This window comes from Sporosarcina sp. SAFN-015, assembly GCF_059415085.1.
The window spans coordinates 578,294-591,036 of record NZ_JBPFDR010000001.1; the positions used below are offsets into that span (position 1 = coordinate 578,294).

Sequence of the window (12,743 nt, forward strand, 5' to 3'; positions counted from 1 at the left end):
ACTTGTTGAAAAGTGCGAGAATAATTATAATAAAGGCATGACAAAATTAACAAACGATCAAATTAGACAATTGAATAGTTATAGTGTTTACATAAATTACCCGAAACACCCTCTATTCACTTTACAAGACCTGCTCGATAATGAGAAAACAGAAGATTGCATTCGAGCTGTACTAACTGTGAGCGGAAGCCCGAATTTGACAGTCGCGGCTTCTTTCTTCATGCGACGTGTTGGAATGTTTATCAACATGCAGTTGTATAACTTGGCTACCTATGACGAAATATGGAATGGCGAAACAACGGAGATGAGCTTCGGAGCAATTGAGGAGTATGGAAATCGAACAGTGAGTACATTTGTCGAAGAAAGAGACTGGCAAGAGGTGCATGAGAACGAACATCGGGATGTCATCCGAAAAATTCTACTGTTAGCTGACAAAGTCATACGCCAAATCCGAACCGTCACCTCTGTCTCTCCACTGACTCTTTGGGAGAACATTTTTGGCTTTTTACTATGGCAGTATCATGTCATGCTGTGCGACCCGAGCACAGCTGAAGAAGCACGAAACGATCTGGATATATTAAAAAATGACGAAACATGGAAAGAGATTGCACGTCACTCTTTATTCGCAAAATATTTAAAAGGAAGCGAGCCATCCGAACTGCTGAATACGACAATCCGGACGACCTGCTGTTTTTCGAAAGACGTTCCGGGGTTAATGCAATGCGGATTTTGTCCGCTCAAAAACTAACCTGCGCGATATGCCAAATAACTCTGCTTTACTGAATAAATGACACCAATTGCAGCGCCTGAATAGAAAACCCCCATAAATATGCCTGCTGCCAAATTACCACGGTGGCTGATGAACACGGATAATATCAAAGCAGCTATTGTTGCAACAGTAGACAACCAGCTCGACTTTACACGAAACAGCCATTTAGCCACTAATACAATCAATATAACAACCGGTACTGCCCAAATTGCATCCCACATGTTTGTATGGATGGTCGGATATTCGGTAAACATGGAATCAGTCCTTTTTTATAAAGGATTTCCGTGAGCATCTTATTTATTCATTTTTGAGGAGGGGAATCAATGATACATGTGTCAGGTAATGTTATAGATAGCGAGACGCGGTGTACACATTATCATTCCAAGCTCGATATTATCGCAATCAAGTTTTATTGCTGTAAAACTTATTATCCGTGCTTCCAATGTCATGAAGAGTCCGGGTGTAGAAGCCCAAAAGTTTGGCCGAAAAAGAAGTTTGACGAAAAAGCCATTTTATGTGGTTGTTGTGGACATGAATTGACGATAAATGAGTATCTATCATGTCTTTACAAATGTCCATCTTGCAACTCAAAATTTAATCCTGGTTGCGGGTTACATAAGAGATTGTATTTTGAAGTGTAAATTCAAGGTTTACGGAATGTATACGATTTGCGTATACATTCCTCAATCATTTCTGCACACATTTAAGTAAATGTCTTCACACCTGTACCAGCTCGATCACCTCACCATCAGGCCCCTCATAAAAAACCGCTATCCAGCCATTTTTAAGCTTGTAAGGGCCCTCTGAAGGAAATAGCCCTTTCCCGTCCAATCTCTTCATCCATTCCTCAATGTCATCGACTTGCCATGCCAAATGGACGACATTGGCTAAAACCGAAATGTTCTCTGATTCGATTAATTCGATTCTTATATGTTCATTTTTCAGAAAGGCAATTTTTTCGCCGTTCAACATCAAGCGTTGTTCCATTTTCAAATCAAACATACTTTCATAAAAATGAATGGAGTCTTGTAAACTTCCAACTTCAATTCCGCCGTGATGCCACTTCATCATTTTTCTCCCATCGGCAGGATCAAATTCATGTCACCAAACTCATGCCAAAGATATCCATCTGCCAATACTTCCTTATAAGCCTTCATAAGAATATCCTCTTCAATAAAAGCACTAAGCATATCCAGATGGCTTGCCTCCGGTTCATGAAAACCTGTTAACAGCCCATCCACAGCTCTTAGGGTATATCCTTTTTGAATATAAAGACATGTTGCCCCTTCCTGCGCTTCAACCATGCCATCGCTAGTAACCGCAGTTTCAAGTGCTCGAACGACTGTTGTTCCGACGGCGATGACACGTCCGTTATTTCTTTTCGTTTTGTTTACTAATTCTGCGGTCTTTTCCGGAATGCAAAATGCTTCAACATGGTTCGTTGGATTCGGCCAGCGGTCATTCCCGTAATAACTTAATCCGGCGTGCAGCTGCAGATAAGCGATTTCGACTCCCTTTTGCTTTAATGTATATAGCAACTTATGGGAAATGGCTCTTCCTGCTGATGCCATCTCCACGGAACCCGGCACCGAAGCATACACAGTCTGGTACATCTCTAACGGCCATGGGGTTTTAATATATTCATAGTGCAGCGGCTCCCCGTATTGATAAATTGCGTCATATAAATCCAACCCACTCTTCGAAAAAGAAAGAATGACTAAAGGGGACTCGTTTCCTTTCCCTATAATAGTCGCTGTTAATTCTCCGGGAAGATATATCGTTTCCCCTATCAGACATACATCTCCTATAATGAGTGCTTCCCATTCTTGGTCGGTAACTTTACGGGATAGTCGAATTTCAATCGGTCGCTCTCCCTTTCTTCCCTTTAACACTGCCGGAAGGGTGCGACTATTATTTAACACAAGCAAGTCTCCCTCACGCAAAATGGATTTCAGTTCGGAAAAATGGTGATGAAAACTTTCCCCTGTAATTCTATCGAGAGCCAATAAACGGACATCGTCCCGCCCACTTCCTCTATATTCTGCAGGGGTATTCGCATTTAAATATGCGGGCACTTGGAAGGGACGAGTATCTGTCATCATCAAATGTCCCTCTTTTCATTTAAAAAGGATTGTGCCTCGAATCTCATTCCATTTACTTCTATGGATTCATTCAGCGCAATAGATACAAAGACGCTCGCTACATCATTCGGGTCCACTAATTCATAATCACAATCCGGAACGGCTATCTCATGCATCTCCGTATCCATTTCTCCAGGGTCAACCATGCAGACACTAACCCCCGTCTCATGCAGTTCATCAGCCCATGTTTGTGTTAATCCCTCTACTGCGAACTTGGAAATACCGTAAGCCCCCCACTCCGCAAATCCCGTTTTTCCCGCTTCTGAAGTTATATTAATGATTCTCCCTTTATTCCTAGTTAACATGCCTGGTAATACACGTTTCGTGACAAGGAATGGATTCATCGTATTCACCAGAAGCACTTCCTCAAAATTATGGTCCGGATAATCCGCTAACAGTGTAGGACCTGGCCCAAATAAGGATGCATTATTTATTAATACATCAACCCTTCCATACGCTTCTTGCGCAATTGATACGAAACGTTCGACATCCCTCGCATTGGAAACATCAGCATTTATTGCGACCACTTCCGCCCCAAGGACCCGTGCTTCTAGTTCCACCTTGCGCAGCAGTTCTTCTCCCCTTGCATAAATGGCAAGTCGTGCTCCTTGTTTTGCAAATGCTATAGTCAATGCCCTACCAAGACCTTTAGAAGCTCCTGTAATCATAACTACCGGTTTTGTATTCATACAATCTCCCGCTTTCTTTTTTGTTCTTGCATTTATTGTAGGGAGAAAGGGCACTAGAGGCATCGGAAGGACGACTGAAAACTCCTACTAAAAAAAGAGGAGATATGTATACGACTTTTGAATGAAGTAACACCTCTCTTCCAACAAAAAAGAGCTTTCGATTTACACTCAACGAAAGCTCTTTCCTATTTAGTCACCACTCGATTCAGTCAAACCATATTTTACTGCATACAGCACTGCTTGCGTTCGATCCTGAACGAATAACTTTGGAAAAATATTGGATATATGCGTTTTCACCGTTTTTTCGGACACGAATAATGAAGATGCTATTTCCCGATTGCTTTTACCTTTCGTTAGCTCTGCTAGCACATCCTGTTCACGGGGGGGCAGTGGGTTAAGCACATGAGGCGGTACTTCCTTTTGTGCCCTTAACTTCATTAGATGCGTTGTTGCATGCGGATGAATTGTGTTTTCTCCTCGCATAATTTGTCGAATACACATAACAAGCTCGTCTGGCTCAATGTCCTTTAACTGATAGCCCGCTGCTCCTGCTTCGATAGCCGGGATGACATGATCTCGATCGGAAAAACTTGTTAATATGAGTACTTCAACTCGCGGAAAACTATCTTTTATATGCTTTGTTGCTTGAATCCCGTCCATTACAGGCATCATTAAATCCATAAGTACAATATCAGGTCGAAGTTCGGCCGTTAATTCAATCGCTTCTTTTCCGTTTTTCGCTTCACCAACCACTTGGATGTCTTTCTGCGTTTTCAAGAAAAATAGCAACCCTCTTCGAACAACGTGATGATCATCCGCGATTAATACCTTTATCATTCCGTTCACCTCTCAGTATGGTATCCGGACTAATATTTCTGTCCCTCTCCCAATTTCGCTGTCCCATTCTATCGAACCCCCTGCATTCTTCGCACGATCTTTCATGCTTTGTAAACCCATTGAAGAAAGCCGGATTCCGTCATTGAGTAAAAATCCATGACCATCGTCTTTGATGACGAGCAATACATCGGTTTTTGTTACATTCAAAAATATTTCGGCGACAGGGACACCAGCATGCTTTCGGATATTATTCAACGCTTCCTGTGAAATACGAAATAACGCCTCTTCAACATGTGACGGTATGTTAATGACACCGGATACAGCAGCCTGTACGGATAAACCTAACATTTCCCCGTATCCTTTGATTGCTTCTAGCAACCCGCTTTCAAGTCCACTTGGACGGAGCTGCCATATTAAAGCCCTCATTTCGTTTAATGCTTCCTGCGACAAGTTCTGGATTTCCTTGAATGTCTCTTTGATTTCAGCTTGGGCAGTCATCTCTGCTCCGCCTCTTGCCGTCAATGTCACGGAAAATAAAAGCTGGTTAACTGAATCATGCAAGTCCTTCGCTAAACGATTTCGCTCTTGTAATAAGGCCATCTCCTGCTCTTGTTTCGTTAAGAGAATCCGTTTAATCGCTGATCCTAATTGGAATGCAAGTGATTCGAGCAATGCGAGCTCTCCTTTAGAATAAATAACCGTATTCGATGCAGCGACATTCACCAACCCAAAGCGTTCTTGACCTGATTGGAGCGGGACCGTTGCATGGTGTGTAATCCCTCCATTATCCCCGATCTTTGCAGCAATCACGTTTTCAATACGTTGGCACTCAATAATATTTGACGCTTTCTCCAACTTGCCTTCACGATATTTGGATACACACCAACAGCCCCCATTTTTCAATTGGCTGCATCTATTTTGAGCAAGAGCTTCAGGCAGATTTTCATTGACAATTAGCTGTTGCTTACCGTTGTCAGAAATGAAAAATATCCAACCTGTTTCGAAGTTTGTTCCATTTATGAATTTTCGAAGGGCGCCGGATAACATCGCTTCTATTTCAGTTTCTTCATTTATAAACTCAGCAATTTCCTTTAACAATCGGACATTCAAAAATTCTGTTGGATGCATAGCAGCGCCTCCATCCTCTTATATATAATTTACATAATATCACTCCATGAATCTACCCGCCCCATACTTTTGCTGAATATACCCTCTGAAATCTTTCGTTTTCGGTGTTATAGAATTGCTGTCTACTCAACCGATCCGTATAAGTTGGTCTTTGTCTAAAGTAAATGAATAAACAGGACATGCCTCAATCACTGACTGCCCTGTTTTTATTCACTATGCCTTTTTCATTCGCTTTAAACGGATCATCCCCACATAAACAATCGGCAGTATTGCAGTAAATGCAACGAGTCCACCCCATCCGAACGACCCATACAGTGGGCTGAGCAACGTACTGCCCATTGCTACACCAATATAATAAGAAACTAAGTAAAGGCTTGCTGCACTGCCTTTATGATGCGTCGCTTCCTTGCTGACAGATGCAGCCGTCAAGGAATGAGCAGTGAAGAACCCTAAACAGACGATACAAAGGCCAATAATAGTGACGATAAGAGACGAAAATGCTGTCACTCCTATGCCCAAAACGAGTAAAACGATTCCTACAAACCTGACATTACGAAGACCGAACTTGCCGGAGAGCCACCCTGCAAGCGGAGCACCGACGACCCCGAATCCATACGCCAAATATAAGTATGAAATTGTTTCAAGAGATAGTGAATACGGTGGATCGATCAGATGAAACGGTAAATACGTCCATACTCCTGTGAATGATAATTGAAGGATGATGCCTAAGCCGAAGACGACGAGCAGGCTTGGATTTTTTAGATGAAATACAATCCCCTCAATATCTTTTAAGAAGGTCGTATCAGTTGGCACAAAATTCCTTGATTTCGGCAAAGCTAGCAGTAGGACGATAAATAGCACCATTCCGAAAATCGAGAGGATGTATAAAGACATTTGCCACGAAGCCTGTTCAGCTATGAAACCCGTCATGAATCGACCGACCATGCCTCCCAAACTGTTGAAAGATATGTAGAGCGCAGTTGCGATGTTTGTAAAATTCTTATGTACTTCCTCGCTAATATACGCGAGTGCCGCAGCCGGTACGCCGGCGAGCGCAAAACCTTGCACGAAACGCAGGATAACAATAAGAAGGAAGGATTCCGTGTTTGCGATAATGAGAAACGGAATGACTGATCCAATCAGGGATAGGTATACGTATACCTTACGGCCATTTCGATCTGAGAAGAAACCTAGAACAATGAGCCCAACAATAAGCCCAATCGTCGTCATCGACATGGCCATACTTGCATACGAAACCGAAATGCCGAATTCTGTTGTAAATAAAGGAAGGAGTGGTTGCATTGAATACATCGATGCAAAGATGAAAACCGAGGCAAACCCTAAGCCGAGCACGATTTTCCAAAATTGAAGATCTCTTATTGTGTAGCCATCAGGTTGCATCTTCCCACATCCAGTCGTCAGCCTATTTGCTCTCATTATACCATTCGAAATCTGTTGCTTACAGTTGTGTAAATACTAGTTTTGAAGGTTCCTTACCCTTAAAAGGAATAAGTTGTCCTGTTGCAACCGCCCAATAATTCACCATGAAAAAAGCAGATGAAGGAACTCCTCCATCTGCTTTACATATCCCTACACATTCTTCGTAGCAGCGTCTTTGATACTCCTGCGCTGCTCATAAATATTCCGCACAATCACCTTCAAGACCGCGTACACAGGCACTCCGACGATGATGCCGACGAAGCCTGCGATGTTGCCCGCTGCCAGAATGATAGTAATGACGGTGAGCGGGTGAATGTCGAGCGATTTGCCCATGACGTTCGGTGTGATGAGATTGCTGTCAATCTGCTGGGCAATAAGTGTAACGATTGCAACGCCAATGACAAGCTTAGGGTCTTGTATATAGGCGATGATCAATGCCGGTGTCACAGCAATCCATGGTCCGATGAACGGCACCAAGTTCATGAATAGCGCAAAAATCGCAAGTAACAATGCATATTCTAATTTTAGAAACATGTATCCAATCAATATGAGTGACGCAAGGATAGCACTGATCAGAAACTGGCCTTGGATATAAGAACGAAGAACATTGTTGATGTCACTCAAAGTCTTCTTCACCCAATCACGGCGCTCGCCGCTGAACAGGTTATAGATGATCGGTGCAAATTTCTCATGGTCCTTCAGCATGAAAATGAAGAAGAATGGCACCAACACGAGCAGAAATACAGCTTGGAAGAAGGATTGCAAAAACTGAACGACCCATTTTCCAAAATTCACTGCAATTGTTTGAAGCGAATCCGCAGCACTGTCGAGTGATTTTTGCAGACTTTCAGGCAAGTCTTCTTTTTGAGGCAATATATCTTTCATATTCTCAAATTCCTTACCCAACGTCGGTGCATTTTCAACGAGAGTATTTACCTGTTTTGACACATGTGGACCTATGATGGAGATGAAGATTGCAATGACAACGATGAGACCCGCCAAGATGATCAAAATGCTTCCCCAACGAGGAATTTTCCGTTTTTCCAAAAAACGTTGTATCGGTTCGGTCATGTAATAGAGCACCCCGCCAAGTAGCAAAGGTAAGATTATTGCTTTAATAATGATGACAATCGGCGCGAATATGAAGCTGATTTCCATGAAATATTTAATGATTAATATTGATAACAAGATCCCTACGCCAACTTGGAACCATAACTTCTTCGTCAATTTCCCACGTCCTTTACCGTTCAGTTACTAATAGTTTAACAGATTTCCGAAAGAAGTCTCCCTCTTCGAGCGTGTGAAGGGTGAATCCCAACGTAAGAGCGAGATGAATTTCGGTTGGCCCTAGCCAACACCTCTTTTGATCGATATAATAGGAACAGGTATTCCCAATCTGAAATGAGGTGATTGGAGTGGCAAATAAAGCATACAAATTTCGAATCTACCCGACAAAGGAGCAGGAAGATTTTTTGGTCAGGACATTTGGATGTGTTCGATTTGTCTACAATAAAATGCTGGCAGAACGCAAGGAAACCTATGAAAAATTCAAAGACAACAAGGCATTACTGAGGAAGCAGAAGCTTCCGACGCCCGCCAAATACAAAATAGAATTTGAGTGGCTCAAGGAGGTTGACAGCCTGGCACTGGCCAACGCCCAGTTGAATCTGCAAACGGCGTTCTCCAATTTCCTCTCAGGCAAGTCGAAGTATCCAAAATTCAAGCATCGCAAGTCGAAACAATCCTACACGACCAACATGGTCAACGGAAATATCAAGATTCTGGATGGCCACATCAAACTACCGAAACTCACACCCCTTAGAATGAAACAGCATCGCGAAATCCCATCTCATCATGTCATCAAGTCATGCACCATTTCCCGTTCAGCCACTGGAAAGTACCATATTTCCATACTCACAAAGTACGAACACAATCCGGGCAAAAAAGAAATCAACCATGTCATCGGATTGGATTTTGCCATGAATGGACTTTTTGTCGAGAGCGAAGAGGGTAAGAAAGCCAATTATCCACGGTTCTATCGACAGGCAGAAGAAAAACTGGCAAAAGAGCAAAGAAAATTGTCCAACATGATGAAAGGCTCCTCCCGCTGGAAAAAGCAACGAGTCAAAGTCGCCAAACTCCACGAAAAAGTGGCAAACCAACGAAAAAATTTTCTTCACCAAGCATCAAGGAAATTGGTGAATAGATACGATTGTATCGTCATCGAAGATCTTGATATGAAGGGAATGTCGAAGGCCTTCCGTTTCGGCAAAAGCGTTACCGACAATGGATGGGGGATGTTCACAACATTCCTACGTTATAAACTAGATGAACAAGGCAAGCACCTCATCAAGATCGACAAATGGTTCCCCTCATCCAAGACCTGTTCGGCCTGTGGTCATGTAAATGCTGCCTTACACCTTTCCGAACGAACGTTCAATTGCGATTGCGGATTCGTTATCGATCGGGATTGGAATGCCGCTATCAATATCAGAAATGAAGGGGAATTGATGTTAGCATTACCATGAAGTCAAAACAAAAACCAAACTTTTGGAACAAGAGGGTTAGCTCGGTCAGTTTTCGTTGGCTAGTAAAAGCGGCGATAAGTCGAGAAGCCTACACTTCAACCGCAAAGCGTTAAGTGGTGGGTAGTTCACGTATACGGTTAATTACGTTCGGTGTCGAAAAGAAGTTTCATTTATCTACAATCATTTTGTTAGTAATACTACTTATTGCTAGCCTCTTTCTTTGATAATCCGATGCAGCTAATAAATACGATTACAAATAAAATTATTTTTCTCGTCTCCAATAAACTTGGCATTTCTTTCGTGAACACAAATTGGACGAGATTATGCATTCCTACGACAAGTAAAGCCATTAATAAACTTCCAATCACGATGTTGACGTTTCACATAAGTATTCCTCCTCATTTGTCTTTCCATAACGATACCAACAATCATGATGTTTATTTTGATTTGAAATTGCGGTTTGGAATTGGGAGAATCGCAATTTTTATCAAAACGCGTATACTTACCCGCGCTATACTTGTGCTAAAGGGGGATGAGTTCATGGAAGGCGAACAGATAATCCAAAGAACTGTTGAATGGATTGAAGAAAATCTACACAAGGACATCCAACTGGCGGATGTAGCTAGTTTTTCCGGCTATTCAAAGTTTCATTTTCACCGGATGTTTCAATCTGTTTTGCATATGAGTGTGGATCAATACATTCGCACACGAAGACTGGCAGCATCAGCTGTTTTATTAATCCACTCGGATGATCGGATCCTTGATATTGCCCTTAACGCTTTATTCAGCTCCCAAGAAGCATTCAGCCGAGCGTTTAAGAAAACATACCATTTAGCACCAGGTGAATATCGAAGGATTATGAGGAGCGTTACAATCAAACAAGAGGAGGAATTTTTTATGCAAGTAATGAAAGGCTGGTTTTTAAGCGGAAGTCACCCGAATCATTTCAAGATGGGGATTGATCGGCAGGTTGTACATACAGGAAAAGCTTCTGGATACATCCAGTCAGAATTTGTGACGGGACATGAAGAATTTGCAACGATGATGCAGCAATTTAAAGCAGACAAGTATATTGGCAAACGGGTGAAGTTATCTTGTTTTCTCAAATGTGAAGACGTAGAACAATTCGCTGGCGCATGGATGCGCATCGACAATCAATTAGGAGATGTGCTGCAATTCGATAATATGAGCAATCGCCCTCTCCAAGGGACGCTCGATTGGAATTATTATTCACTTGTCCTTGACGTTCCATCCGAAAGCAAGACCATCTCGTTTGGAGTGCTTTTGCAAGGGAAAGGAAAGCTATGGGTGAATCAATTTCAATTCGAAGAAGCCCCGGAATCTTCATCCACCACAAATTTGGAAGTAATGCCCGAGTTACTGGATGAACCAGTGAACCTATCATTTGAAGAATAGAAAAATGGACCAAGGCTGTGAAGCCAACGGTCCATTTTTTCCGTATGTTGTATTCCCGAATTTCATTTTACCAAATCAACAACAATATCATCCATTTGAAACTCTTCACTACCTTTTCCTTCTTTCGTTGGTGTGGCGATGACCTTCGTTTCTCCGTTCTTCGTAATCTCGACGCCGCCATGATTCTCAGATGTATATTCAAATAATCTGGCTGAAGGCGTAATAATAAGCTTCGTCGCATCGGGATCAAGCTTTTTAAACGTCTTGCTCCAGCGCATATGATTTTCCTGACCGAAGCCGCCATTTCCATCGCCCGCGTAATGGTTGCCCAAGTTATCTTTAATTTCGATTTCCACATCGATCCCATGCCATTTATCGAGGACTTCTTTGGAGACCAATTGATCGTAATACACAATGAAAGACATCGGTGTAACTGTTATTTTATCAACGGATACAGTAACACCATTTTTTTCTGTCCCTTGATCAACAAGCTGAACTTCATTTTCGGATGCTTGTAAAGAAAGAGAGAAGTTCCAGTTCCCTTTGACCTTTTCTCCTGTGCCGTCAATTGAAATGCTATCCACTTTCCATTTCACTCTCACAGTATCCAAGTCCTTCTCGTCCAATCTGCTGCCCGTAATTAAGCCCACATATTGATGTTCTCCAACTTTTGTAATCTGGTCGCTTCCCGAACCCCCACTCGTTTCTTTTATATCCAAATAGCCGTCGATAAGCGGTTGATCGCCCAAATCCCGCTCGCTTTCGATTGAATAGGTCAATAAAACGGTTTTCCCATCATAAATCGCATCATTAATTGTGATTTTAACGCCGTTACTTCCCTTCATCATATTAACCGTACTTGAATATTCCTGATAATTATCGTAGATTCCTGTTCTCCCATTGTCCAGAAACCTGAAAATATCGCCGATAACAGGTACATTCCCCGCATAGGCCGGAAAGGCAATGCCAAGCGCGGATACTGATAAACCACCTACAGCGACAGCTGCAGCGACTTTCATTTTCCAACTATGCCTCTTCCTCTTTTTACGTAGTGCCATTTTTATTTCCTTTTTCACTTTTGCCTTATCAAAATCGCTAACTTCTATTTCCTCAACATCTTTTTCATCAATATCCAGTTCATTTAGCAGTTGATAAATATCTTTTTCTTTCATAATACAAAGCCTCCCGCACTCAAACTTTGTGCCTCTTTAAACAGTTTCTTTTTTCCTCTGAACACCCGGTTATCAATCGCCGTTATGCTTAAGCCGGTTTTTCGGGATATATCCGCCGTCTTGTAACCTAAGAAAAATTTCATTAAAAAGATGTCTCGATCGAGCGGTTCCAGTCGGTTGATTAGCTTAATCAGTTCAGTTTTGTCTTCCACTCTGATTAATTCGTCTTCCACCGACATTTCGACATTCATGTCCATATGTTCGGAGGTAACTTCCATTCGCTTCGTTGCCCTGCGATAATAATCAATTGATTTGTATTTTGAAATCGCGCAAATCCATTTCCTAAAATCTGTTGAATCCCCGCGGAATTTGTCCGCATTGTCCCAGATCGACAGAAAGATATCGTTGACACATTCATCCACTAATCCTTCATTTCCAAGTGGCGATAGCACTTTGTGCGTAATGCCTTTTATCAATGGCAAGTATGTATCGATGATGAATTCCAATGCATCTTCTTTATGTTTCTGCAACCGACGTATAAAATTTTCACTAGTAGATTTCATTTGCAGTTCCCCTTATTTGTTGTAAAAGCTTTTACACCCTATACAACGAGCCAAAAAATT

At 42.1% G+C, this 12,743-nt stretch carries 15 protein-coding genes; 4 read left to right on the forward strand and 11 right to left on the reverse strand.

What is annotated here, in order from left to right:
- Positions 1–37 precede the first annotated feature (37 nt).
- Positions 38–748 carry a hypothetical protein gene (locus ACR65H_RS02705; RefSeq protein ID WP_440498520.1) on the forward strand — a complete coding sequence of 237 codons (711 nt, stop codon included), beginning with the start codon at positions 38–40 and terminating at the stop codon, positions 746–748.
- Here ACR65H_RS02705 and ACR65H_RS02710 read toward each other — a convergent pair.
- The gene (locus ACR65H_RS02710; protein ID WP_440498521.1) at positions 745–1,023 is read right to left on the reverse strand and encodes a hypothetical protein; all 279 of its coding nucleotides are present in this window, start codon (positions 1,021–1,023) and stop codon (positions 745–747) included. The two genes, ACR65H_RS02705 and ACR65H_RS02710, sit on opposite strands and share 4 nt — an antisense overlap.
- Before the next feature lie 69 nt (positions 1,024–1,092).
- On the opposite strand from ACR65H_RS02710, the gene ACR65H_RS02715 reads away from it, so the two are divergent.
- Positions 1,093–1,410: a CHY zinc finger protein gene (locus ACR65H_RS02715; protein ID WP_440498522.1), complete on the forward strand. Its 318-nt coding sequence runs from the start codon at positions 1,093–1,095 to the stop codon at positions 1,408–1,410.
- Positions 1,411–1,486: 76 nt separating this feature from the next.
- Here the strand turns inward: ACR65H_RS02715 and ACR65H_RS02720 are convergent, their stop codons facing one another.
- The 7 genes from ACR65H_RS02720 to ACR65H_RS02750 form a co-directional block, all read right to left on the reverse strand.
- Positions 1,487–1,837 carry a VOC family protein gene (locus ACR65H_RS02720; protein ID WP_440498523.1) on the reverse strand — a complete coding sequence of 117 codons (351 nt, stop codon included), beginning with the start codon at positions 1,835–1,837 and terminating at the stop codon, positions 1,487–1,489.
- Positions 1,837–2,871, reverse strand: a complete 1,035-nt coding sequence (locus ACR65H_RS02725) for an S-adenosylmethionine:tRNA ribosyltransferase-isomerase (RefSeq protein ID WP_440498524.1) — start codon at positions 2,869–2,871, stop codon at positions 1,837–1,839. Before ACR65H_RS02725 ends, ACR65H_RS02720 begins: the two co-directional genes overlap by 1 nt.
- Positions 2,871–3,599, reverse strand: coding sequence for an SDR family NAD(P)-dependent oxidoreductase (locus tag ACR65H_RS02730; RefSeq protein WP_440498525.1), 729 nt, complete (start codon positions 3,597–3,599; stop codon positions 2,871–2,873). The genes ACR65H_RS02725 and ACR65H_RS02730 overlap by 1 nt, the downstream gene beginning before the upstream one ends.
- Before the next feature lie 189 nt (positions 3,600–3,788).
- Positions 3,789–4,436 (reverse strand): response regulator transcription factor, encoded by a 648-nt coding sequence (locus tag ACR65H_RS02735; RefSeq protein ID WP_440498526.1) that lies wholly within the window; start codon positions 4,434–4,436, stop codon positions 3,789–3,791.
- A gap of 12 nt (positions 4,437–4,448) precedes the next feature.
- Positions 4,449–5,564 (reverse strand): GAF domain-containing sensor histidine kinase, encoded by a 1,116-nt coding sequence (locus ACR65H_RS02740; protein ID WP_440498527.1) that lies wholly within the window; start codon positions 5,562–5,564, stop codon positions 4,449–4,451.
- Positions 5,565–5,777: 213 nt separating this feature from the next.
- Positions 5,778–6,965: an MFS transporter gene (locus ACR65H_RS02745; protein ID WP_440498528.1), complete on the reverse strand. Its 1,188-nt coding sequence runs from the start codon at positions 6,963–6,965 to the stop codon at positions 5,778–5,780.
- A gap of 189 nt (positions 6,966–7,154) precedes the next feature.
- A complete protein-coding gene (locus ACR65H_RS02750) occupies positions 7,155–8,231 on the reverse strand; it encodes an AI-2E family transporter (RefSeq protein WP_440498529.1) in 1,077 nt (358 codons plus the stop codon).
- Positions 8,232–8,413: 182 nt separating this feature from the next.
- Here ACR65H_RS02750 and ACR65H_RS02755 point away from each other — a divergent pair, with 182 nt between their 5' ends.
- On the forward strand, positions 8,414–9,532 hold the full coding sequence (locus ACR65H_RS02755; RefSeq protein WP_440498588.1) for an RNA-guided endonuclease TnpB family protein: 1,119 nt from the start codon (positions 8,414–8,416) through the stop codon (positions 9,530–9,532).
- 197 nt (positions 9,533–9,729) lie between these two features.
- On the opposite strand, the gene ACR65H_RS02760 is transcribed toward ACR65H_RS02755, so the two are convergent.
- On the reverse strand, positions 9,730–9,882 hold the full coding sequence (locus tag ACR65H_RS02760; RefSeq protein ID WP_440498530.1) for a hypothetical protein: 153 nt from the start codon (positions 9,880–9,882) through the stop codon (positions 9,730–9,732).
- 190 nt (positions 9,883–10,072) lie between these two features.
- Here ACR65H_RS02760 and ACR65H_RS02765 point away from each other — a divergent pair, with 190 nt between their 5' ends.
- A complete protein-coding gene (locus tag ACR65H_RS02765) occupies positions 10,073–10,948 on the forward strand; it encodes a helix-turn-helix domain-containing protein (protein WP_440498531.1) in 876 nt (291 codons plus the stop codon).
- A gap of 62 nt (positions 10,949–11,010) precedes the next feature.
- On the opposite strand, the gene ACR65H_RS02770 is transcribed toward ACR65H_RS02765, so the two are convergent.
- On the reverse strand, positions 11,011–12,120 hold the full coding sequence (locus ACR65H_RS02770) for a DUF4179 domain-containing protein (protein WP_440498532.1): 1,110 nt from the start codon (positions 12,118–12,120) through the stop codon (positions 11,011–11,013).
- A complete protein-coding gene (locus tag ACR65H_RS02775) occupies positions 12,117–12,683 on the reverse strand; it encodes a sigma-70 family RNA polymerase sigma factor (protein WP_440498533.1) in 567 nt (188 codons plus the stop codon). The genes ACR65H_RS02770 and ACR65H_RS02775 overlap by 4 nt, the downstream gene beginning before the upstream one ends.
- Positions 12,684–12,743: the final 60 nt, after the last annotated feature.

What these genes read in the sequence shown, in the direction of transcription:
- ACR65H_RS02705 (WP_440498520.1), top strand. Translation starts at nt 38, where the DNA reads ATGACAAAATTAACAAACGATCAAATTAGACAATTGAATAGTTATAGT.
- ACR65H_RS02710 (WP_440498521.1), bottom strand. Translation starts at nt 1,023, where the DNA reads ATGTTTACCGAATATCCGACCATCCATACAAACATGTGGGATGCAATT.
- ACR65H_RS02715 (WP_440498522.1), top strand. Translation starts at nt 1,093, where the DNA reads ATGATACATGTGTCAGGTAATGTTATAGATAGCGAGACGCGGTGTACA.
- ACR65H_RS02720 (WP_440498523.1), bottom strand. Translation starts at nt 1,837, where the DNA reads ATGAAGTGGCATCACGGCGGAATTGAAGTTGGAAGTTTACAAGACTCC.
- ACR65H_RS02725 (WP_440498524.1), bottom strand. Translation starts at nt 2,871, where the DNA reads ATGATGACAGATACTCGTCCCTTCCAAGTGCCCGCATATTTAAATGCG.
- ACR65H_RS02730 (WP_440498525.1), bottom strand. Translation starts at nt 3,599, where the DNA reads ATGAATACAAAACCGGTAGTTATGATTACAGGAGCTTCTAAAGGTCTT.
- ACR65H_RS02735 (WP_440498526.1), bottom strand. Translation starts at nt 4,436, where the DNA reads ATGATAAAGGTATTAATCGCGGATGATCATCACGTTGTTCGAAGAGGG.
- ACR65H_RS02740 (WP_440498527.1), bottom strand. Translation starts at nt 5,564, where the DNA reads ATGCATCCAACAGAATTTTTGAATGTCCGATTGTTAAAGGAAATTGCT.
- ACR65H_RS02745 (WP_440498528.1), bottom strand. Translation starts at nt 6,965, where the DNA reads ATGCAACCTGATGGCTACACAATAAGAGATCTTCAATTTTGGAAAATC.
- ACR65H_RS02760 (WP_440498530.1), bottom strand. Translation starts at nt 9,882, where the DNA reads ATGGCTTTACTTGTCGTAGGAATGCATAATCTCGTCCAATTTGTGTTC.
- ACR65H_RS02765 (WP_440498531.1), top strand. Translation starts at nt 10,073, where the DNA reads ATGGAAGGCGAACAGATAATCCAAAGAACTGTTGAATGGATTGAAGAA.
- ACR65H_RS02770 (WP_440498532.1), bottom strand. Translation starts at nt 12,120, where the DNA reads ATGAAAGAAAAAGATATTTATCAACTGCTAAATGAACTGGATATTGAT.
- ACR65H_RS02775 (WP_440498533.1), bottom strand. Translation starts at nt 12,683, where the DNA reads ATGAAATCTACTAGTGAAAATTTTATACGTCGGTTGCAGAAACATAAA.